Below are 20,605 nucleotides of genomic sequence, written 5' to 3'. Positions count from 1 at the left end.
TCCAGGGAGTCAGCGTGATGTCGGCCAGTGTTTATACCTACCTCGGTCCCGAAGGCACGTTCACGGAGGCCGCCCTGCGGTCGCTGCCCGAGGCCGCCACGCGCGAGCTGACCCCCATGGTCTCGGTGCCGACGACGCTGGACGCCGTGCGGTCGGGCGCGGCGGCGGCCGCGCTGGTCCCCATCGAGAACTCGGTGGAGGGCGGCGTGACCATCACGCTCGACGAGCTCGCCACCGGCGAACCGCTGATGATCTACCGCGAGGTGCTGCTGCCGATCGCCTTCGCGCTGCTGGTACGGCCGGGCACCCAGCTCTCCGATGTGAAGACGGTGACCGGCCACCCGGTGTCCCAGCCGCAGGTCAGGAAGTGGCTGGCGGCCAATCTGCCGGACGCGGTGTGGGAGTCGGCCGCCTCCAACGGGGACGGGGCGCGGCTGGTGCAGGAGGGGCGCTACGACGCGGCGTTCGCCGGTGAGTTCGCGGCGGCGACGTACGGGCTTACGCCCCTGGTGAGCGGCATCCATGACGCGCAGAACGCGGCGACCCGCTTTGTGCTGGTCGGCCGCCCGGCGCGGCCCGCCGCCCGGACGGGCGCGGACAAGACGACCGTGGCGATCTGGCTCGGCGACGACCACCCGGGTGCGCTGCTGGAGCTGCTCCAGGAGTTCGCGGCGCGCGGGGTCAACCTGGTGCGCATCGAGTCGCGCCCGACGGGCCAGGGCATCGGCCGCTACTTCTTCTCGGTGGACCTCGAGGGGCACATCACGGACCGGCGGGTCGCCTCGGCCCTGATGGGGCTGAAGCGGATCTGCCCGAATGTGCGGTTCCTGGGCTCCTACCCGCGGGCGGGCTTCGAGCCGTCGGACATGTCCCCGCTGCGGTACGGGACCGAGGACAAGGACTTCGCGGCGGCGGACGAGTGGCTGGCCCGCTGCCAGGACGGCCGGGCCTGACCGAGTTATCCACAGGCACGAGGCGCGGGCTGGGGACAAGTCGACACATCAACCCGGCGTAATCGACAAATCACCCAGCTCGCACCAACCCACCTATCGCCACACCTATCACTCACGTCACCCCATTTCTCTCGACCAACTCTCCGGAGTGAGCAAATCCCACCCGAAAGAGTGTGTGAACGAGGTTTGATCGGGGAATCCATCGCCGAGCACTTCGCGTACCAGATGATCAGCCCGACATCCACAGAACTCACACACAGCCTGTGGATAACTTTGGACGCCACCACCCCACCCTGTGGACAACGCGAGGGTCAACTCCCCGTTCGCACAAGGGAACCCGGTCACCCATAGCCGCCCCTTCGCCCCATTTCAGGGAATGCGCGCTTTCGTCACCACGGCACGCGGATGCACAGACGGGCGAATTCTCAAGAATCCATACCATCCCAAACGCGGACAAAGTGCACCGCAAGGGAATATCGGGTCGAGCACCGGATGGGCACACCGGTAACCTGGTGACGTGATTGACCTTCGTCTGCTCCGTGAGGACCCCGACCGTGTGCGCGCCTCCCAGCGCGCCCGTGGAGAGGACGTCGACGTCGTCGACGCGCTGCTCTCCGCCGACGAGCGGCGCAGGTCGTCCAGCGTCCGCTTCGACGAGCTGCGCTCCGAGCAGAAGGCGCTCGGCAAGCTCATCCCCAAGGCCTCCGGCGACGAGAAGGCGGAGCTGCTGAAGAAGGCGGGCGAACTGTCCGCCGCGGTGAAGGCCGCCGACGCCGAGCAGGACGAGGCCGCGGAGGAGACCCAGCGGCTGCTGCTCCGGCTCGGCAACCTGGTCCACCCCGACGTGCCCATCGGCGGCGAGGACGACTTCGCCGTCCTGGAGACGGTCGGCACCCCGCGCGACTTCGCGGCCGAGGGCATCACCCCCAAGGACCACCTGGTCCTCGGTGAGCTGCTCGGCGCGATCGACACCGAGCGCGGCGCCAAGGTCTCCGGCTCGCGCTTCTACTATCTGACCGGCGTCGGCGCGCTGCTCGAGCTCGCGCTGGTGAACGCCGCGATGGCGCAGGCCACCGCCGCGGGCTTCACCCCCGTCCTCACCCCGGCCCTGGTCAAGCCCCGGGCCATGGAGGGCACCGGCTTCCTCGGCCAGGCCGCGGACGACGTCTACCACCTCGACAAGGACGACCTCTTCCTGGTCGGCACCTCCGAGGTGCCGCTGGCCGCGTACCACATGGACGAGATCCTGGACGCGGGCGAGCTGCCGCGCCGCTACGCCGGGTTCTCCTCCTGCTTCCGCCGTGAGGCCGGCTCGTACGGTAAGGACACCCGCGGCATCTTCCGGGTGCACCAGTTCGACAAGGTCGAGATGTTCGTCTACACCACGCCGGAGGAGGCGGAGGCCGAGCACCAGCGGCTGCTGGAGTGGGAGAAGCAGTGGCTGACCTCGCTCGAGCTGCCGTTCCGGGTGATCGACCTGGCCTCGGGAGACCTGGGCTCCTCGGCGACGCGGAAGTTCGACTGTGAGGCGTGGATCCCGACCCAGGGCAAGTACCGCGAGCTGACCTCGACCTCCAACACGACCGAGTTCCAGTCGCGCCGGCTGTCGATCCGGATGCGCGAGGACAAGCGGGTACGGCCGCTGGCGACGCTGAACGGCACGCTGTGCGCGGTCACGCGCACCATCGTCGCGCTGCTGGAGAACCACCAGCAGGCCGATGGATCGGTGCGGGTGCCCGAGGTCCTGCGTCCGTATCTGGGCGGACGCGAGGTCCTGGAGCCGGTCGCCCGATGAGCGACAGCCCCTCGCTGCCCTACCGCCTCATCGCCACCGACCTCGACGGCACCCTGCTGCGCGGCGACCACCGGGTCTCCGAGCGCACCCGGGCGGCGCTCGCCGCGGCCACCGCGGCGGGCGCGGCGCACATCGTGGTCACCGGGCGGACGGTGCCGGTGGCCCGGCACATACTCGACGACCTCGACTACCACGGGCTCGCGGTGTGCGGGCAGGGCGCGCAGGTCTACCACGCGGGCGAGCACCGGCTGCTGACGTCCGTGACCCTGGACCGGCGACTGGGCGCGCTGGCGCTGGAGAAGATCGAGTCGGAAGTCGGCCCGCTGTTCCTGGCCGTGGCCCGCGACGGGCTCGACGGCAAGCTGCTCTTCGGGCCCGGCTATGGGGTACATCCGGCGGAGCGGTCGGCCCGGTCGCTGAAGGACCGGGCCGATCTGTGGTCCGCCCCCGTCAGCAAGCTCTACATCCAGCACGCGCGGATGGGCGACGACGAGTTGGCCGAGGCCGCCCGCACGGCCGCGGGCGGCCTGCTGGGGGTGACGGTGTCGGGCGAGGGCCTGGTGGAGCTGTTGCCGCTGGGGCTGACCAAGGCGACGGGCCTCTCGCTGGCCGCCCGGCGCCTCGGGATGACCGCGGAGGACACCATCGCCTTTGGCGACATGCCCAACGACACAGCGATGCTCCGGTGGGCGGCCCACGGCGTGGCGATGGCCAATGCCCACGAGGAGCTGAAGGCCGTCGCCGACGAGATCACCGCGTCCAACGAGGAGGAGGGCATCGCCCTCGTCCTGGAGCGGCTTTTCAGCCCAGCGCCTTGACCGCCTGGTAGTACGTCCAGGCGGTGCTGTTACAGGCGGTCTTGGACGCCCCGCTGTAGCCGTTGCACACCCGCTTGAGGTCCTCGTAGAAGGCGCTGTCCAGGCGGGCCTTGTTCGCGCTGAAGGCACCTATCGCCTTGTAGTTGCGGTAGCCGAAGTCATGGCGGGCGCAGGCGGTCTTGAAGGGGAAACCGAAGGGGTTGTCGGGGGACTTGCTGCAATAGTCGGTCGACCAGTCGAACTGGTACGCCGACCAGGCGCCCTGGTTGTTGCGTGCCGCGAGCCACGCGTTGTAGCTGCTCGCGCTCGTCTGGGTCCAGCTGGAGAGCACCTGCGGCTTGTCCGCAGGGGCGGCTTGGGCGGGCCCGGCGAGGGCCACGGCGGTGGCCGCGGCGACCGCGGTGGCGGCGAGACTCGTGGCAAGACGACGCATCGGTTCCTCCGATGTCTGACGGTCCTTCATAAAAGGCCGTAGGGAAGGGAACTGGAACGAGTACGAGGCAGTGCGTTGGCGCACGCCAAGGGTTCGGCAGGTCCCTGACAATCGTCAAGATTTATTGGGTCGTCTGCTTGAACAGAGTTCAACCACCGGGAGTTGGGAGCTTCCTCCAAGTGCCGCCCTGGCCAGGGGATTTGACCGGGGTATGGCGGCAGGTGCGGCGGTACGTCAGGGCGCGCGCCGCGCCGCGCCCCGCGGAGACAGCGGCAGCGGCCCCGCGCCCTTGACCCGGCGGATCGTCGGCGAGGTCTCCATGCCCCGCACCCCCGGCAGCGCGGCGACCCGCGTGGTCAGGTACTCGTACAGATGCCGGACGTCCCGGCACACCACGACCGCCAGCAGATTGTGCGGCCCGGTGGTCGCGCAGACGAAGGCCGCCTCCGGGTGCTCCGCCACCGCCTGCCCGGCGGCGGCGAGGTGGGCCGGCAGCACGGACAGCCACAGCACGGCCGTGGAGCCATGGCCGAACATGCGGTAGTGGTAGTCGACGTCGAAGTAGAGGGTGCCGTCGGCACGCAGCTCCGCCATGCGGCGGCGTACCGTCGACTGCGACCAGCCCGTGGCGGCAGCCAGCTCGGCAAGACCCGCCCGCCCGTCGCGCGCCAGCACGGCCAGAAGCTGCCGGTCGCCGTCGTCCAGCCGGGCGCGGCCGTCCGGCGGGCGGTTGACGACGGGGACGACCAGCCGCTCGATCTGCCGGGGCGTCAGCGTGCCCGACTTGCTGACCAGCCCCTGCGGCCCGCCGAAGTACTCATGGAGCACACAGTGCGCGGCCACGCCCACCACCCGTGGAGTACCCGGCAACTTGCGCAGCAGCAGCGCGTCGCTGTCCTCGCCGGACGCCGCGCGCGTGATGCCGGAGATCTCGGTGCCGCCGGACATCAGGCTCACCCATGAGGTGTCGGGGCGGCGGGCCAGCGCCTCGGCCACCGACATGGCCGCGTCCGGGGTGCACTGCACCCGCAGCAGCCAGACGACTTCGCCGAGCGCGGCGGGGTCGGTGAGCCCCAGCACCCGGATGGCCCCGGCCGTGCGCAGCCGGGTGTAGCGGCGCGCCACGGTCTGGTCGGAGACGCCGAGCACATCGGCGATCCGGCTGAACGGGGCCCGGCCGTCGAGTTGGAGGGCCTGGACCAGTTGCCGGTCCAGCTCGTCGAACGCGTCGGAATTCACCGCAGAAGGCTAGCCGTTGTCGGATAGCGCCACAGATGCGGTGTTGGCTGGAAGGCGCGGGGTCGGCTGACGGAACTTGGGGATCACGGGGGGTACGGCGTCGGGCCGGGCCCCACTCTCTGTGGAACTCGGAGTTCGTCATGCGGAGCAAATGGTGGCCGCTCGCGGCCATCACCCTCGGCAATTTCATGCTGCTGATCGACGTCACCATCGTGAACACGGCGCTGCCGCAGGTGGCGCAGGGGCTGGACGCCTCCTTCACCTCGCTCCAGTGGGTGATGGACATCTACGCACTGGCGCTCGCCGCCCTGCTCATGGCCGCCGGTTCGGCGGCCGACGTCTTCGGCCGGCGGCGGCTGTATCTGCTCGGCCTCGCCGTCTTCGCGCTCTCCTCGCTGGCCTGCGGCCTTGCCCCGGACAGCGGGGTGCTGATCGCCGCCCGCGGGGTGCAGGGCGTCGGCGCGGCGGCGATGTTCGCCACCAACACCCCGCTGCTGATGGCCACATACACCGGGCGGGACCGCGGCATCGCCTTCGGCGTATGGGGCGGGACCAGCGGGGCGGCCGCGGCGGTCGGCCCGGTGCTGGGCGGGCTGCTCACCGAGTACGCCGACTGGCGGGCGATCTTCCTGGTCAATCTGCCGCTGACGGCGCTCGCGGTGTGGATCACGATCCGTACGGTCGACGAGTCGCGCGGCGCCCCCGGCGCGCGGATCGACTGGCCGGGCGCCGCCCTCTTCACGCTGTGCGCCGGGGCGCTGACGTACGGGCTGATACGGGGCGGCGAGGAGGGCTGGTCCGAGGGCGGCACGGTCGTGTCGCTGGTGGTCTCCGCCCTCGCGCTGGGCGTGTTCGTCCTGGTGGAGCGCGGGAAGCGACAGCCGCTGCTGGATCTGGGGCTGATGCGCCGTCCGTCCTTCGCGGTGCTGATGGTCGCGGCCCTGCTGCTCCAGGCGGCGGCCTTCCCGTACCTCACCTACGCGGGGATGTGGCTCCAGTCGGTGCTCGGGCTCAGCCCGGTGGAGGCCGGCCTGGCGGTGACCCCGATGGCGGGGGTCGCGCTGGTCGTCGGCGCGGCGGGCGGACGGCTGCTGGGGCGGGTCGCCCCGGGGCGCGCGCTCGGCGGCGGGCTGCTGCTGGTGGGCGCCGCGGCCCTGGTCACCGCCGTGCGGCTGACGGCCGACTCGGACTGGACGGCCTTTGTCCCCGGGCTGATGCTCGGCGGGCTCGGCATCGGTCTGGCCATGCCCGTCCTGGTGTCGGCGGCGCTCGGCTCGGCGCCGCCGGAGCGCGCCGGGATGGCCAGCGGCGCGGTGAACACCTTCCGGCAGCTGGGGTACGCGCTCGGGATCGCGGTCCTGGGCACGGTGTTCGCGGCGCGGGTGCGCGATGTCGTCGAGGACAGCGGATCCGTCCCGGCGCGCGCCGCCGGACAGGCGGCCGAGGCGATCAGCGGCGGGCACGCGGACGCGGTGATCGCCGCCGCCCCGGCGGGGCGGGCGCAGGCGGCGAAGGCGCTGGTGCACGAGTCCTTCGTGGCGGGTCTGGACCGGATCTGTGTGATCTCCGGGGTCACCGCGCTGGTGGCGGGCGCGCTGGTGCTGGCCGTCGTCCGCGGCGGCCCGGGCACGGCGGCGGGGCCCGGCGCCCCCGAGAAGACCGCGCCCGAGACAGAACCGGCCCGCACCTGAGCCGGGCCCGGTCCACAGCTGCCTCGTAGGTGACGTAGGGCTGATCGACAACTCCGCCCGTCAGGATCGCCTCATCGGCACCGACGAGGATCGGAGGACGGCATGAGCGGCACGGCGGTTGTGGGGCGTACGTCGGGGTGGGTGCGGATGCTGCGGGCACCGTGGACGGTGGCCTGTGTGGCGGCGACCGTGCTGCTCGGCTCGTCCGCCACGGTGGCCTCGGCCCTGGACCGGGCCAACGCCGCCCCTGGGCACAGGACGGCGGTGGCGGCCGCGCCGAGCGCGGCGGCCACCGCCGAGACCGGCGGCCGCTTCACCGCCGTCCCGGCCCGCTGGCGCCCGTAGGGCCTGTCGTCAAAGGGGTCACTCCTCGCCCGCGGTCACTCCTCGCCCGCGAGGGTCAGGGTCCGCAGCTTCCGGCCCGCGAACCAGATGGCGGCCACGGTCACGACGAGCAGCAGCACCACGCCGGTGGACAGGCTGACGACCGAGGTGACCGGCCCGCTGTCGGAGACCTTCTGGGCCAGCGCCAGCGACCACTGCTGGACGCTGAGCGTGCGGGCCCCGGGGACCAGGCTGCCGAACAGCGACTCCCACACCAGGGCGTAGACCAGGCCCACGATCACCGCGTGCCGGGTGACGGTGCCCAGCAGCAGGAACATCGCGCTGTAGGCGACCGAGGCGACGGTGGCGGCGACGGCGTAGGCGACCGCCAGTTGCTGGCCGTTGCCGTTGAGGATGAAGCCCGCCAGCAGGGTGGGCACCGCCGAGAAGAGAACCGTGACGCCGGTCGCGACGACGAACTTGGTGAAGATGATCGTGGGCCGCTTGACGGGCTTGGACAGCAGATAGAGGACCGAGCCGTCGTCGATCTCCGGGCCGATCGCGCCCGTACCGGCGATCACCCCGATCAGCGGGACCATCGTGGCCAGGGCGAAGCCGCCGAGGACGGAGTCGGCGGTGCCGTCGTCGACGCCGGCCAGCGCCCGTACGGCCACCGAGATGGCCAGCAACAGCGCGGGCAGGATGAACAGGATCAGCGCACGGCGGCGGCCGAGCAGGGCCCGGTAGGTGAGCCGGGCGACGGTGGGGTGGTAGAGCGAGGAGGACATCGCCTCTGGGCTCCTTTCCGGCCGCTCAGGCCGCGACGAGGTAGGAGAACACGCTCTCCAGGGACTCGTCGGAAGGCGAGACCGTGAGGAGCCGGATGCCCAGATCGCGGGCGACGCGGGGCAGCAGTTCGGTGAAGCGGGCGAAGTCGACCGCCTGGATGTGCAGCCCGGCTTCGGGCCCGCCGGTCGTGTCCACCTCGATGCCGGTGGTGGAGTGGTCGGCGATGAGGGCCGCAGCGAGCGCGCGGTCGTCGCTGGAGCACACCAGATAGCGGTGCGGACGGTCCGTCATCAGGCGGCGGATCTTGCGGAAGTCCCCGGAGGCCGCGTGCCGGCCCGCGACGATCACCTCGATGTGCGCGGCGAGCTGCTCGACCTCCTCCAGGATGTGCGAGGAGAACAGGACGGTACGGCCGTCGTCCCCCATGCGCCGCAGCAGGTCCATGAGTTGCATCCGCTGGCGCGGGTCCATGCCGTTGAACGGCTCGTCGAGCAGCAGCACCGACGGCTCGTGGACCAGCGCGGAGGCCATCTTCACCCGCTGGCGCATGCCCTTGCTGTACGTGGCGATGCGGCGGGAGCCCGCGAAGTCCATCTCGACGGTCTCCAGCGCCTTGCGGGCGGCGGCGCGGGGGTCGGGCAGCCCGTGCAGCTCGGCGTTGGCGATGACGAACTCGCGGCCGGTGAGGAAGTCGTACATCCCCTCGCGCTCGGGCACGATGCCGATCCGGCGGTACGCCTGCTCATTGCGCCAGATGGTGGCCCCGTCCAGGGTGACGGAGCCGGTGGAGGGCGCCAGGAAGCCGCCCATCATGCTGATGAGGGTGGACTTGCCCGCGCCGTTGGGGCCGAGGAGGCCGGTGACACCGGGGCCGATGGCCATGGTCACGTCGTTGACGGCGACCACGTTCCCGAACCAGCGGGAGACATTGTCGATGGCGATCGTGGTCACAGCCCGACCTTTCGGTAGCGGCGCAGGAGCAGGCCGTAGGAGCCGGCGATCAGGCCGAGGAGGACGAGGAGGAAGAGGAGTCCCGCCTTGGCGTCGGGCCCGAATCCGCCGGGGTAGGCGGAGGTGGCGCCGAGGAAGGCCGTCTGGACGCCGTCGATGATCGTGATCGGCGAGAACAGCCCGATCCAGCTGACCGCGCCGGTGCTGCCCTGGTCCCACGCGATGGCCTGAAGGGTGGACACCGCGCCGTAGGAGATGGTCAGCAGGGCGATGACGGCCGCCACGCCGAAGCCCCGGCGTGGGGTGAGCGCGGCGACGACCAGGCTGATGCCGGCGAAGAGGAGGGAGAGCAGAGCCACGGAGACCAGTCCTTGCGCGAAGGCCTTCGTCTGGTCGGCGAAGTCCAGCTTGGCGAGCAGGGCACCCACGTAAAGGATCACCAGGGGGACGCCGGTGAGGGCGAACAGGGCGGAGGCCATGGCGGCGAACTTGGCCGTCACATAGTCCGCCGCCTCGATGGGGCGGGAGAAGTAGAGCGGAATGGTCTTGAAGCGCAGGTCCCGGGAGACGGACTGGGGGGCCTGGGCCGCGGTGTAGAGGCCGATGACGGCCTGCATGATGACCGCGTAGCGCGTGTACTCGACGGGGAGGCTGTTCTGCTTGGTCACCACGGTGACCGCGACGAGGATCAGGGCGGGCACGCACATCACGGCGGCCAGCAGCATCGGCGCGACCTTGGACTTGGCGGAGCGGCCGAGGCCATAGGCGCCGCGCAGGCTCTGGGAGAACAGCGAGCGGCGGGCGTAGGCGCGGCCGAGGCGAGCGCCGTCGTAGTGGCGGTAGCCGATGTTGTGAATTTCGGCGCGTTGCTGGGTCTGGGTCTCAGGCGGCATCGGCGGCACCTCCGCTTCCGTTTCCGTCGTTTCCGTCGTTTCCGTCGTCGTCGCGGAAGATCTCCGCCATGCGGTGGCGGCGCTGCTCCATGCGGATCAGGCCGAGGCCCAGCCGGGCGATGGCGTCGCGGACCGCGTCGTAGGTCTCGTCACCGTCGACGTCCACGAGCAGCAGATGCTCGGAGGCGGACGCGGCCCCGTCCCCGGAGCGGCCCGCGGCCCGGACCGTGAGCCCGGACTCGGCGAGGGCGGCGCGCAGCGCGGCCGTGCCGTCCGGGTGCGCGGCGGTGTCGGTCACCTCGACCGCGAGCGAGGCCGTGGCCTGGGTGAACTCCCGGGTGGAGCTGGAGCGCAGCAGCCGGCCGCCGTCGATGACGACGACGTGGTCACAGGTGCGCTCCAACTCGCCCAGCAGATGCGAGGTGACCAGGACCGAGATGCCGAAGTCGGTGTGCACCCGGCGGATCAGGCCGAGCATCTCGTCACGGCCCGCCGGGTCGAGGCCGTTGGTGGGCTCGTCGAGAAGGACCAGCCGCGGGTCGTGCACCAGCGCCTGGGCGAGCTTGACGCGCTGCTTCATGCCGGTGGAGTAGCCGCCCATGGGGCGGTACCGCTCCTCGTAGAGCCCCACATGGCGCAGGGTGTCGGCGGTCCGCTCGCGGGCGGCGGTGGGCGGCAGCCCCGACATGCGCGCCATATGGACGACGAACTCGGTCGCCGAGACATCGGGCGGCAGGCAGTCGTGCTCGGGCATATAGCCCACCCGCTCGCGGATGGCGCTGCCGTCGGTGGCCACATCGAGGCCGAGGACGGAGGCACGGCCCTCACTGGCGGGGGACAGCCCCAGCAGGATCTTGATCAGGGTGGACTTGCCGGCCCCGTTGGCACCTACCAGGCCGGTGACGCCCGGCGTGATGTCGACGGAGAGCCGGTCAAGCGCGGTGACCCGGGGGAACCGCTTGCTCAGGCTTTCGGTGGCGATCACAGTCACGTCTTCGACCGTAGTGGTGTGGGACACACCCGACGTCAGTCCAGACGGCTGGATTTCCCTAGTTCTCGGGTCTGACGGTCCCGTAGGGGACCGGCACTTTCGGCAGGCCGACCGGTTGCGAAGAGCGGCGTGTCAGTCACCCATGGTGTCGGTCACCTGTGTGAAGATAGCCCTCATGTTTGGGGGAGGGAACACCAGACCGTCTAGACCGCCTGGTCAAGGCGGCAAAGCAAGCCTGGCCGACCTGGTACGCCAGGAGACCGCCGCGCAGATGTCGGAGCGGGAGAAGTGGGCGGCGCTGCGCCAGGCGCGGCTGTACTTCCAGCGCCCGGAGAACCCGGGATTCCTGGTCTCGGAGACGGCGGAGGCCGGCCCGCTCGTGCCGGTGTTCACCTCGCTCGAAGGGCTCGCGCGCTTCGCGGGGGCGTGCGGGTGGGCCTCTACGACGGCCGAGGACCTGGTGGGCCTGTTGCCGGAGGGCGTACGGGCGTTGGTGGACCCGCTGAGCAAGCGCCCGTTCCTGCTGGACGAGCAGACACTGCGCGAGGAGGAGGGGGCTGACGGTGGCGGATCCTGACGCGAGGGATGTGAACCGGGCCCCTACCGAGGGTGGCGCGGACGGCAAGTACGGCGGTAACGAGGGCGCTGACGGGTACAAGCTCGAGATCGCTGCGGTGAAGGCGCAGATCCTCCCGCTGGAGGAGTCGGTGGTCGCGGCCAAGGCGGTCAAGAACGGCCAGGAGAAGCTGACGGCCTATCTCCAGCACTGCGGCTCGCCCGAACTCCTGGAGTCGGGCAAGGCGTTCGTCAAGGAGTGGGGCTTCGGCATGGGTGAGCTCGCGGACCATGCGGATGCGGTGGTGGAGCGGCTGTACGAGGCCGTGGCCGGGTACATGCTGGCGGACCTGATGCGAGTGAAGGACTTCTGGCCCTCGGACGCGAACATGGCCAAGCTCCCGTCGGGCGCGGCCGGTAAGTGGTCCTGGGAACACATAGGGGCGCCGGAGATGGAGAAGCGCCCGGGGAATACGGCGTTGGCGGAGTTCGCGCGCAAGGCGCTGGGCGAGTACGAGGACGAGTCCTGATGGCAGACCCGGATGCGGTGCGGCCACCGCAGATACGGATACCGGCGGGCGCGAAGCCCAAGGACCTGATCCCCGGAAACCCGGGCGACGTCGACGACCTGGTGCTGGAGCTACGCGCGTATGCGGGCGCCTTCCAGGACGGCAAGGACAAGCTGCGGCCGCTGGACCTGGAGGACTGGCAGGGCAAGGGCGCGGGCGAGTTCCGGAAGGCCGTCGACCGGCTGCCGAAGGAACTGACCTCGGGCCATGACCAGTTCACGCACGCGGCGAGCGCGCTGGCGGCGTATGCGACGAAGCTGCGGTCGGTGCAGAAGCGGTGTGAGCCGATCATCGAGGACGCGGACGCGGCGCGGGCGGCGTCCAAGTCGCACCACAAGAAGGTCGATGCCTACAACGACGCGGTGACGCGGGGCGATGAGCAGTTGCCGGAGAAGCCCGCGGAAACCGATCCGGGCATCGCGGCGATGGAGGACTGTGTCGGTCGGCTGGACAAGCTGGTCGAGGAGCTGCGGTTAGTCGCCGAAGCGTCGAAGAAGAAGATCGACAAGGCGGCGGAGAAGGCCCCGAACAAGCCGAGTAACTGGCAGAAGTTCGGCGAGGGCGTCAAAGACGGGCTGTGGAAAGCCCACTATGGCATCCTCGGCCTGGCCGAGCTCCCCGCCTCGCTCCTCAAGGGCGACCTCGGCGGCTTCGGTATGCAGCTCGCCAATATCGGCGACGGCCTGGAGTACGCCAGACAACACCCGAAGGAGTTCCTGAAGGCGGCCACCAACTGGGATATGTGGTCCAAGGACCCGCTGCGGGCAGCGGGCGAGATCACACCGGAGCTGCTGCTCGCCCTGACCACGGGCGGCGCGAGCGTGCTGCGCAAGAAGCTGGACGTGGGCGGCAGCGCCGCCGAGCGGTTGGCGGCGCGCAAGAAGGCGCTGGGCCGGGACGGTGAGGCGCACGACCGGGCGAACAGCAAGGGCACGGACAAGTGCGGGGTCGAGAAGAAGTGCAAGGGCGACCCGGTCGACGTGACGACCGGCGAAATGGTCATGCCGGCCACGGACGTGTCCCTGCCCGGCGCGCTGCCGCTGGTCCTTGAGCGCAACTTCGTCTCCGGCCACACCTGCGGCGGATGGTTCGGCCGCACCTGGTCCGCCACCCTCGACCAGCGGCTGGAGCTGGACGCGGACGGGATCGTGTTCGTCGCGGCCGACGGCATGGTGTTGCGGTACGCGGTCCCTCGCCCCGAGGAGGACACATACCCGGTGCGGGGCCCGCGCTGGCCTCTGCGCTGGGATGGCACGGCGGGCGGCACGATGCGGATCGAGGTCCCCGAGCAGGCCCGCACCCTGCACTTCACACCCCTGGCCGCCGACGGCAACGAACTCCCCCTCCAGATGATCGAGGACCGCAACGGCCGGTCCATCACCTTCACCTACGACACCGACGGCACCCCGGTCGAGGTGGTGCACTCCGGCGGCTACCGCATCGCGATCGACGCCGACCCGGAGCTGCTGCGCATCACCGCGCTGCGCCTGCTGGGCGTCGGCGACGCCGAGGCGGGCACCACGCTGGTCTCCTTCGCCTACAACGGCGCGGGCGACCTGACCGACGTCATCAACTCCGCCGATGAACCGCTGCGGTTCACCTACGACGACGAGCACCGCATCACGTCCTGGACCGACCGCAACGGCACCAGTTTCGGGTACGTCTACGACCACCGGGGCCGCGTGCTGCGCACCATCGGCTCGGACAACATGATGACCGGCCGCTTCCACTACGACGAAGCGTCCCGCACCACCGTCTACACCGACTCACTGGGCAACCGGACCACCTACGTCTACAACGAGGCGTGCAAGGTGGTGACCGAGACCGATCCGCTGGGCAACATGACCCGCACCCAGTGGGATCCGAAGACCAATCGCCTCCCGCTCTCGGTGACCGACCCGCTGGGCCACACCACGCGCTACGCGTACGACGACAACCACAACCTCATACGCGTCGACCGCCCGGACGGCACGGCGGCCACGGCCGCGTACGACGAGTACGGCCAGCCGCTGGAGGTCCGCGAGCCGGACGGCGCAGTGTGGCGCCACGCGTACGACGACCGGGGCAACCGCACCCGGACGACGGACCCCACAGGCGCCGCGACCCACTACGCGTACGACGAGGTGGGTAACCTGACCTCGATCACCGACCCGCTCGGCCACACCACCCAGGTCGTGTGCGACGAGGCGGGCCTGCCGGTCGAGGTCACCGACGCCCTGGGCAACACGACCACCGTCCGCCGGGGCACCCACGGCCGCATCACCCGCGTCACCGACCCCCTGGGCCATGTCACCCGCCAGGGCTGGACCATCGAGGGCAAGCCCTCCTGGCGCACCCGACCTGATGGCTCCCGCGAGACCTGGACCTGGGACGCCGAGGGCAACCTCACCGAACACACCGACCCGGCTGGCAACACCACCCGCCACACCCACACCCACTTCGACCTCCCGGCGACGCGTACGGACCCGGACGGAGCGACGTACGCCTTCGCATACGACACCGAGCTACGCCTGACGACGGTCACGAATCCCCAGGGCCGGACCTGGACCTATACCTACAACGGAGCGGGGCAGGTCACGGCGGAGACGGACTTCAACGACCGCACGCTCAGGTACGAGCACGACGCGGCGGGCCGCCTGATATCCCGGGAGAACGGAGCAGGGGAAACCCTCACCTACACCCGGGACACACTGGGCCGCACGATCGTGACGCGCACGGCGGACGGCACGGAGACGACGTTCGCGTATGACGCCGGGGGCCGCCTGACGCAGGCAGCGAACCCGGACACGGACCTGCGCCGCACGTATGACGCGCGGGGAAGGGCCCTGACCGAGACGGTCAACGACAAGACCACCGTCTACGCCTACGACCAGGCAGGCAACCGCACCGAACGCATCACCCCGAGCGGCCTGCGGTCGGAATGGACGTACGACGCGACCGGCCGCCCCACAACGCTCACCACGGCGGACAACACGCTGCACTTCGCCCACGACGCGGCGGGCCGCGAGACATCACGCACGTTCGGCGCCGACGTGGCGCTCACCCAGACCTGGGACAACCTGGACCGCCTGACGACTCAGGCCCTCACCCATGGCGACACTTCCACGCTGCTCCAGCACCGGGAGTACACCTACCGCCCGGACGACCACCTCACCGAAATCCGCGAGCTGACCTCCGGCACCCGCCGCTTCGACCTCGACCCGGTCGGCCGCGTCACGGCGGTCCACGCCCACGGCTGGACCGAGACCTACGCCTACGACAGCGCGGGCAACCTCACCCACGCCACCGCTCCCAACCACGAAGCCTCCGGCGACCGCGAGTTCACGGGCACGGTCATCCACCGCGCCGGCCGCACCACCTACGAACACGACGCCCAAGGCCGCCTCGTCCGCCGCACCCGCAAACTCCTCAACGGCCAGACCCGCACCTGGACCTATACCTGGAACCCCGAAGACCGCCTCACCCAGGCCACCACTCCTAACGGCGAGGTGTGGACCTACACGTACGACCCCCTGGGCCGCCGCACCACCAAACAGCACCTGGCGGAAGACGGCAGAGCCGCCGACCGGATCCACTTCACCTGGGACGGCACCCGCCTGGCCGAACAAACCACCACCGACGGCACCACGACAACCTGGGACTACGCCCCAGGAACCCACCGCCCCATATCCCAAACCGAGCGCCACACTCCGCCCGAGCCGATGGACGAAAAGTCATCCATCCTCCAACAGGAGTACGACGCCCGCTTCCACGCCATCATCACCGACCTCGTCGGCACCCCCACCGAACTCGTCACCCCCGACGGCACCCTCGCCTGGCAACACCGCACCACCCTCTGGGGCACCCCACTCCCCGCCCCACCCGGCTCGGTCGACTGCCCCCTCCGCTTCCCCGGCCAATACGCCGACCCCGAAACCTGCCTCCACTACAACTACTTCCGCCACTACGACCCCGAAACCGGCCGCTACGCCTCACCCGATCCATTGGGCCTGGACCCGGCCCCCAATCCCACGGCCTACGTACCCAATCCTCTCGGCTGGCTTGATCCCCTAGGCCTTAACGCGTGCCCTGAGCGTCCTGGGCTTGACGACGAGTCCGAAAAATACATTCGCAGTAAGCACATGCCTGGAGGGAAGTATGCGGAAAGTGACAAGAGTGTATTTAAGGAGGATATTGACCTAGATGAGCTGGTCGAGGCATCCAGCAGCGTAAAGGCACGCGGCCCGAACGAAAGTGGATTTTACGAGCGCGACGTTGACGCGGGACGCGATATCGGGAATGTTTCACAAGATGTGGGCGGCCTCCCGACGACTTGGTATCGAGTGGTGCAAGACAAATACGGGGGTGTGATAACGATGCACCCAATACCCAAGCCGGTAACTTAGGGTATGGTGAGGCTATCCGGGCGGACGGGCGATCCGACTGGATAGCCTCCAGAAAGCAAAGGGGTATTCAAATTGGGCCTCGCCGTTTATCTCGAAAATCAGGTACATGATCGCACGTACGCAGGGCCGAACTCCGGCAAATGGTTGACCAGCCTCCTGCCTTTCGCCACGGAAAGCGGGCAGTTGTCCTGTGTTTCCAGGTACGGCGACACCATGTTCAACATCCTTCAGATGCATCGACTTCTCCGCGAGATTGAGAGAATCTCACTTGAAGTGCCCGATACGACATCAGCCGTAGCTGGTCTCACGGACCTCATTAATGAGACAATCAAGAGGCGCGGATATCTTTGGATATCTGGAGACTGACAGCGCCAACTAAAGCAATGAGAGACAGCCTCAACGCGCCGTTTCCTCCGGGAACTTGACGTTTTCGGCGTCGGTCATCCACTCCCGCCCACCTTCGGCCGGGCGCAGAAACGCGACGCGGGGCCCCGGCATCCTGTGGTCGAAGATGAGATCGTCAACATGACAGACCGCCTGGAGGACACCGACACGCCCCGTAGCGGCGTCGTACGCCTCCTGGCCCACCTTCGGGCCCCTGTACTCCGTCGGCCGACTCATGCGGGCAACCCCCAACGGGCCGTACGGCTCGGCATTTCGTGGGACGGGTGACGGCGGCGCAAGATCTCGTACGTGGTCGCCTTGTCGTAATCCCCATCCCGCTTGGCCTTCTCGCGCAGCGCGGTGTACTTCTCGCACTTCGCGCAGGATTGGGTTCCAGCGGTCATGCCCCGCACCATCAACGACCTCACCGGCGCCTCCCCCGCTCCAGGTGCTTGCGGATCGCCTTGGCCAGAGCCTCCGCGCGCTGCTCCAGCTCCTTGGGTGTGGGGCGAGGGCTGGAACCCCCCTGCGTCTCCTGTGATGGCGTGTCCGCGCTCACCGCGCCGCTCCCAACGCTCGCTCTCGCTCGTACTGGACGACGTACAACCCCACCGGGTCGAAGTCCCAGAGAATCGGGAAGTGCTCAGCAGCAGGGATGCGCGGAAGGCGGAGCGTGGGCGGATCCTCGTAGAGGACAGAGGAGGGCACGGGGGACTCGATGACAGCAGGCTTCGGAGGCGGTACGGGAGTATGGGCGGGGCCAACCGCCACGCATACCGCTACCGCGCTATGCCGACCCTGGCCGATCGCGATGACATGCCGCACGCGCCGCAGCAGCCCTCTGGTTGCGTTCGCCGTCCGGCGTAGCCGGTGAGCTATACGGACGGACACACGTCGGAGATCATTTCTGCTCGCGGCGTCCGGCACGGATTCGCTGATCCGTTCGGGGGAAACCATCACCAGGGGGCCTTCTCTCGTCTGGCGCTCCTGCTCGTGACCAATGGCCACCTTGCGCGGTAACAGCCTGTCGCCCCGCGCGTACGATCTGAAGTCATTGATGTCCCAACCGGCCCATCGGGAAATGAGGTTGCTCGATGCCAGCTCGGCCACGCGCACTGACGCCAGATCGATCCGCCCGTCACCTGTTCGGTTCGGAGATGCGCCGGTTACGTGAAGCGGCAGGGATGTCCCTTGAGGCTCTGGCCAGCGTGACCAAGTTCAGCAAGAGTTCGCTGGCGCGGTTCGAGACAGCAGAGGCCATGATCCCGCCGGAGCTGCCTTCCATGCTGGATGCCGCGTTTGGCACTGACGGCATCTTCGGGAAGCTGTACGCCCTCGCTCGCAAGGAGATCCACCCTGACCAGTTCCGCCGTCGCATGGAGCTGGAGGCACGCGCACAGATCATCCGGGAGTACGCCTGCCAGATCGTGCCGGGCCTGGTGCAGACCGAGGGCTATGCCCGTGCACAGTTCGAGAAGCACAATCCGAAGGCGACGCAGAACGAGATTGATGAGCTGTGGTCGGCTCGCGCGAGTCGGCAAGTACTGCTGCAAGCCGACCCCGCCCCGGACCTCTTCTACATCCTCGATGAGGCAGTGATCCGCCGTCACTTCGGTGGTTCAGTGGTCATGCGGGCGCAACTGGCCCGCCTCATTGAGTTGACGGAAACCCCCACAACCGTCGTGCAAGTTCTACCGTTCGAGCACGGCGGGCATGCCTTGGTAGGCGGAACGCTGACACTGATGACTCTGGACTCCGGTAGTCAGGTTGCCTACGAAGAAAGCATCACGACTGGAACCCTGCTGGAAGGCAAGGAGGCTGTCGCCTTCCTCCAGCGGTCCTACGATCTACTCACAGCGCATGCCCTCTCGCCGGGCGATTCAGCCGCGCTCATCCGGTCCACGATGGAGGCATTACCAACATGAGCACCATCCCCGACCTTTTCCGCGCAAAGTGGATCAAGTCCAGCTACAGCGGCAACGGAGGCGGCAGCTGCGTTGAGTGGGCACCGGACATCGCCGCCTCCGGCCTGGTCCCCGTACGGGACTCCAAGGTCCCGGACGGCCCTGCGCTCATATTCGAGGCCGCCGCCTGGTCGTCGTTCGTGGCCTTCGCCAAGACGTGCGACATCTGACACCCGCAGCGGGAAGGCCCTGGGCCGCTCAACCGGTCATACCTGGCGCGCCCCACACCGGGAACCAGCGGCTCAGGTCCTCCTCCACCCGTAGGTCGTCACCGAGCAGCCCCCGCACCTGGAGCTCAAGCGCGTTGTCGCGCTTCTCGGCGCGGCCGGGCAGCGGCGAGAAGGGGTAGAACGTGCCGCGCTTGTACAGATAAACCAGCGCCAGCGGCCGACCCTCCGGGTCCCGGAAGCCGACCAGCGAGCACAGCAGCTGGGGACCGAAACCGGCCTCCTGGAGCAGGGTGTTGACCGCGTGCAGATCGCTCACCAGGGCCGCCAGGTCGTCCGGCGGCTGCCGGGCCAGCAGCCAGGTGTAGCCGTACTCGTCCCGGCTGAACTCGACGGGCACCCCGCCGCGTTCGGTGTCCGCGTCCAGCAGGTCCCGTACGTCCGCCTGGAGCCGGTCGAAGGCGCCGCCCTCGACGCTCGCGAAGCACACCGAGCCCAGCCCGGTGGGGGTGAACCCCGCCCCCGCCTCCAGCGTCACCGCCGCCGACGGCAGCGCGAAGAGCTGGTCGAGGTCGGGGCGCGCAGGCTTGCTGCGGCCGAGGACCGCGTCCCAGAAACCCATGGCTCCCTCAGCCCCTCTCCGCCTGGCCGAGCTGCGCGGAGACGCGGGCCAGCTGGTCGAGGCGCTGCTCCAGCGTGGGGTGCGAGGCGAACAGCCGGGTCAGGCTCTCCCCGCTCAGCGCCGGGGCGAAGAAGAAGGCGTTGAACGGCTCCGCCCGGCGCAGATCGCTCGTCGGGATGCGGGCCATCTGCCCGGTCACCTTGGTCAGCGCGGCGGCCAGCGCCGAGGGCCGGCCGGTCAGCAGCGCGCCGGCGCGGTCAGCGCTCAGCTCCCGGTAGCGGGACAGCAGCCGGGTGAGCAGGAAGCTGATGGTGTAGACCACGGCGCTCACCAGCGGGATGATCAGCATCGCGATGGCGGTGTTGCTGTCCCGGCTGCTGCGGCTGGTCAGCCCGCCCCACAGGGCGATGCGGGTCATCATGCCGGCCAGCACACCCAGGAACGAGGCGATGGTCATGACCGCCACATCGCGGTGAGCGACATGGGACAGCTCGTGCGCGAGCACGCCCTCCAGCTCCTCCGGCTCCAGCCTGCGCAGCAGCCCCGTGGTCGCGCACACCATGGCGTTGCGCTGGTTGCGGCCGGTCGCGAAGGCATTGGGCACATCGCTGTCGGCGATGGCCACCTTCGGCTTGGGCATGTCGGCGAGCGCGCACAGCCGGTCGACCGCGCCGTGCAGCTCGGGCGCCTGCTCGGGGGTGACCTCCCGGGCGCCCATGGAGTACGCCGCGATCCGGTCGCTGAACCAGAACTGCGCCACGAACAACCCGCCCGCGAGCAGCACGATCAGCGGCCAGGCCCCGCGCAGCAGGGCCAGCAGCACACCGACGAAGACCACATACAGCAGACCGATGAAGAACATCGTGGTCACCATGCGGGTGGTCAGTCCCCGATCAGGGGCATAGCGGGTACGTGGCATGGGTGCCTCCCCAGCGACGGTCACGGCCGGAGTCTCTACACCCGATTCTGCGCCTTGTGTCCGTCTTGCCGGAGTAAAGGCGCCTCGCCGGGTGAATCCGGTGCGGGATCCGGTGCGGGATCCGGCGTGGACCCCGCGTGGACCCCGCGTGGATCCGCCGCTG

Annotated in this window: 20 protein-coding genes; 10 read left to right on the top strand and 10 right to left on the bottom strand. The window is 69.4% G+C overall.

The features are described 5' to 3' along the window. Positions 1-17: 17 nt before the first annotated feature. The 3 genes from pheA (at position 18) to ACZ4WQ_RS27735 (ending at position 3,566) form a co-directional block, all read left to right on the top strand. The gene (gene pheA / locus ACZ4WQ_RS27745) at positions 18-953 is read left to right on the top strand and encodes a prephenate dehydratase (protein ID WP_311726062.1); all 936 of its coding nucleotides are present in this window, start codon (positions 18-20) and stop codon (positions 951-953) included. A 517-nt stretch (positions 954-1,470) separates the two neighbouring features. Next, positions 1,471-2,748, top strand: coding sequence for a serine--tRNA ligase (serS, locus tag ACZ4WQ_RS27740; protein WP_311726061.1), 1,278 nt, complete (start codon positions 1,471-1,473; stop codon positions 2,746-2,748). After that, the gene (locus tag ACZ4WQ_RS27735) at positions 2,745-3,566 is read left to right on the top strand and encodes an HAD family hydrolase (protein ID WP_398376133.1); all 822 of its coding nucleotides are present in this window, start codon (positions 2,745-2,747) and stop codon (positions 3,564-3,566) included. Before serS ends, ACZ4WQ_RS27735 begins: the two co-directional genes overlap by 4 nt. Here the strand turns inward: ACZ4WQ_RS27735 and ACZ4WQ_RS27730 are convergent. Continuing rightward, positions 3,550-3,999, bottom strand: coding sequence for a phospholipase (locus ACZ4WQ_RS27730; RefSeq protein ID WP_311726059.1), 450 nt, complete (start codon positions 3,997-3,999; stop codon positions 3,550-3,552). The genes ACZ4WQ_RS27735 and ACZ4WQ_RS27730 overlap by 17 nt on opposite strands. A gap of 234 nt (positions 4,000-4,233) precedes the next feature. Further along, complete coding sequence (locus ACZ4WQ_RS27725; RefSeq protein ID WP_468022504.1) at positions 4,234-5,238, bottom strand: Lrp/AsnC family transcriptional regulator; 1,005 nt, start codon at positions 5,236-5,238, stop codon at positions 4,234-4,236. Positions 5,239-5,378: 140 nt separating this feature from the next. Here ACZ4WQ_RS27725 and ACZ4WQ_RS27720 point away from each other — a divergent pair, with 140 nt between their 5' ends. Both ACZ4WQ_RS27720 and ACZ4WQ_RS27715 read left to right on the top strand, forming a co-directional pair. Continuing rightward, a complete protein-coding gene (locus ACZ4WQ_RS27720) occupies positions 5,379-6,929 on the top strand; it encodes an MFS transporter (RefSeq protein ID WP_398376138.1) in 1,551 nt (516 codons plus the stop codon). A gap of 102 nt (positions 6,930-7,031) precedes the next feature. After that, positions 7,032-7,274, top strand: coding sequence for a hypothetical protein (locus ACZ4WQ_RS27715; protein WP_311726056.1), 243 nt, complete (start codon positions 7,032-7,034; stop codon positions 7,272-7,274). 35 nt (positions 7,275-7,309) lie between these two features. Here ACZ4WQ_RS27715 and ACZ4WQ_RS27710 read toward each other — a convergent pair whose 3' ends face one another. The 4 genes from ACZ4WQ_RS27710 to ACZ4WQ_RS27695 are packed head-to-tail and all read right to left on the bottom strand — an operon-like array spanning position 7,310 to position 10,904. Next, a complete protein-coding gene (locus ACZ4WQ_RS27710) occupies positions 7,310-8,041 on the bottom strand; it encodes an ABC transporter permease (protein WP_468022503.1) in 732 nt (243 codons plus the stop codon). A gap of 25 nt (positions 8,042-8,066) precedes the next feature. Further along, a complete protein-coding gene (locus ACZ4WQ_RS27705; RefSeq protein WP_468022502.1) occupies positions 8,067-8,993 on the bottom strand; it encodes an ABC transporter ATP-binding protein in 927 nt (308 codons plus the stop codon). Then, positions 8,990-9,886, bottom strand: coding sequence for an ABC transporter permease (locus tag ACZ4WQ_RS27700; protein ID WP_385342306.1), 897 nt, complete (start codon positions 9,884-9,886; stop codon positions 8,990-8,992). Before ACZ4WQ_RS27700 ends, ACZ4WQ_RS27705 begins: the two co-directional genes overlap by 4 nt. Then, positions 9,876-10,904: an ABC transporter ATP-binding protein gene (locus ACZ4WQ_RS27695; RefSeq protein WP_398376143.1), complete on the bottom strand. Its 1,029-nt coding sequence runs from the start codon at positions 10,902-10,904 to the stop codon at positions 9,876-9,878. The genes ACZ4WQ_RS27700 and ACZ4WQ_RS27695 overlap by 11 nt, the downstream gene beginning before the upstream one ends. Before the next feature lie 244 nt (positions 10,905-11,148). Here ACZ4WQ_RS27695 and ACZ4WQ_RS27690 point away from each other — a divergent pair, with 244 nt between their 5' ends. The 3 genes from ACZ4WQ_RS27690 to ACZ4WQ_RS27680 are packed head-to-tail and all read left to right on the top strand — an operon-like array spanning position 11,149 to position 16,386. Continuing rightward, the gene (locus tag ACZ4WQ_RS27690) at positions 11,149-11,454 is read left to right on the top strand and encodes an SseB family protein (protein WP_311726199.1); all 306 of its coding nucleotides are present in this window, start codon (positions 11,149-11,151) and stop codon (positions 11,452-11,454) included. Next, positions 11,441-11,962: a hypothetical protein gene (locus ACZ4WQ_RS27685; protein WP_311726051.1), complete on the top strand. Its 522-nt coding sequence runs from the start codon at positions 11,441-11,443 to the stop codon at positions 11,960-11,962. The genes ACZ4WQ_RS27690 and ACZ4WQ_RS27685 overlap by 14 nt, the downstream gene beginning before the upstream one ends. Continuing rightward, a complete protein-coding gene (locus ACZ4WQ_RS27680; protein ID WP_468022501.1) occupies positions 11,962-16,386 on the top strand; it encodes a putative T7SS-secreted protein in 4,425 nt (1,474 codons plus the stop codon). The genes ACZ4WQ_RS27685 and ACZ4WQ_RS27680 overlap by 1 nt, the downstream gene beginning before the upstream one ends. A 617-nt stretch (positions 16,387-17,003) precedes the next feature. Here the strand turns inward: ACZ4WQ_RS27680 and ACZ4WQ_RS27675 are convergent. Next, complete coding sequence (locus ACZ4WQ_RS27675; RefSeq protein WP_311726048.1) at positions 17,004-17,174, bottom strand: hypothetical protein; 171 nt, start codon at positions 17,172-17,174, stop codon at positions 17,004-17,006. A 20-nt stretch (positions 17,175-17,194) separates the two neighbouring features. Further along, positions 17,195-17,329, bottom strand: coding sequence for a hypothetical protein (locus ACZ4WQ_RS27670; protein WP_311726047.1), 135 nt, complete (start codon positions 17,327-17,329; stop codon positions 17,195-17,197). 535 nt (positions 17,330-17,864) lie between these two features. Between ACZ4WQ_RS27670 and ACZ4WQ_RS27665 the strand changes: the two genes are divergently transcribed. Both ACZ4WQ_RS27665 and ACZ4WQ_RS27660 read left to right on the top strand, forming a co-directional pair. Further along, the gene (locus ACZ4WQ_RS27665) at positions 17,865-18,695 is read left to right on the top strand and encodes a helix-turn-helix domain-containing protein (protein WP_311726046.1); all 831 of its coding nucleotides are present in this window, start codon (positions 17,865-17,867) and stop codon (positions 18,693-18,695) included. After that, entirely contained in the window at positions 18,692-18,904 is a 213-nt protein-coding gene (locus ACZ4WQ_RS27660; RefSeq protein WP_311726045.1) for a DUF397 domain-containing protein, read from the top strand. Before ACZ4WQ_RS27665 ends, ACZ4WQ_RS27660 begins: the two co-directional genes overlap by 4 nt. A gap of 28 nt (positions 18,905-18,932) precedes the next feature. On the opposite strand, the gene pspAB is transcribed toward ACZ4WQ_RS27660, so the two are convergent. Then, entirely contained in the window at positions 18,933-19,523 is a 591-nt protein-coding gene (gene pspAB / locus ACZ4WQ_RS27655) for a PspA-associated protein PspAB (RefSeq protein ID WP_468022500.1), read from the bottom strand. Between the two features lie 7 nt (positions 19,524-19,530). Then, the gene (htpX, locus tag ACZ4WQ_RS27650) at positions 19,531-20,442 is read right to left on the bottom strand and encodes a zinc metalloprotease HtpX (RefSeq protein WP_311726043.1); all 912 of its coding nucleotides are present in this window, start codon (positions 20,440-20,442) and stop codon (positions 19,531-19,533) included. Positions 20,443-20,605 lie beyond the last annotated feature (163 nt).

The sequence above is a fragment of the Streptomyces sp. NPDC028305 genome (assembly GCF_055569495.1).
The sequence above is the reverse complement of the archived record's forward strand: the minus strand, read 5'-3'. Positions and strand labels throughout refer to the sequence as shown.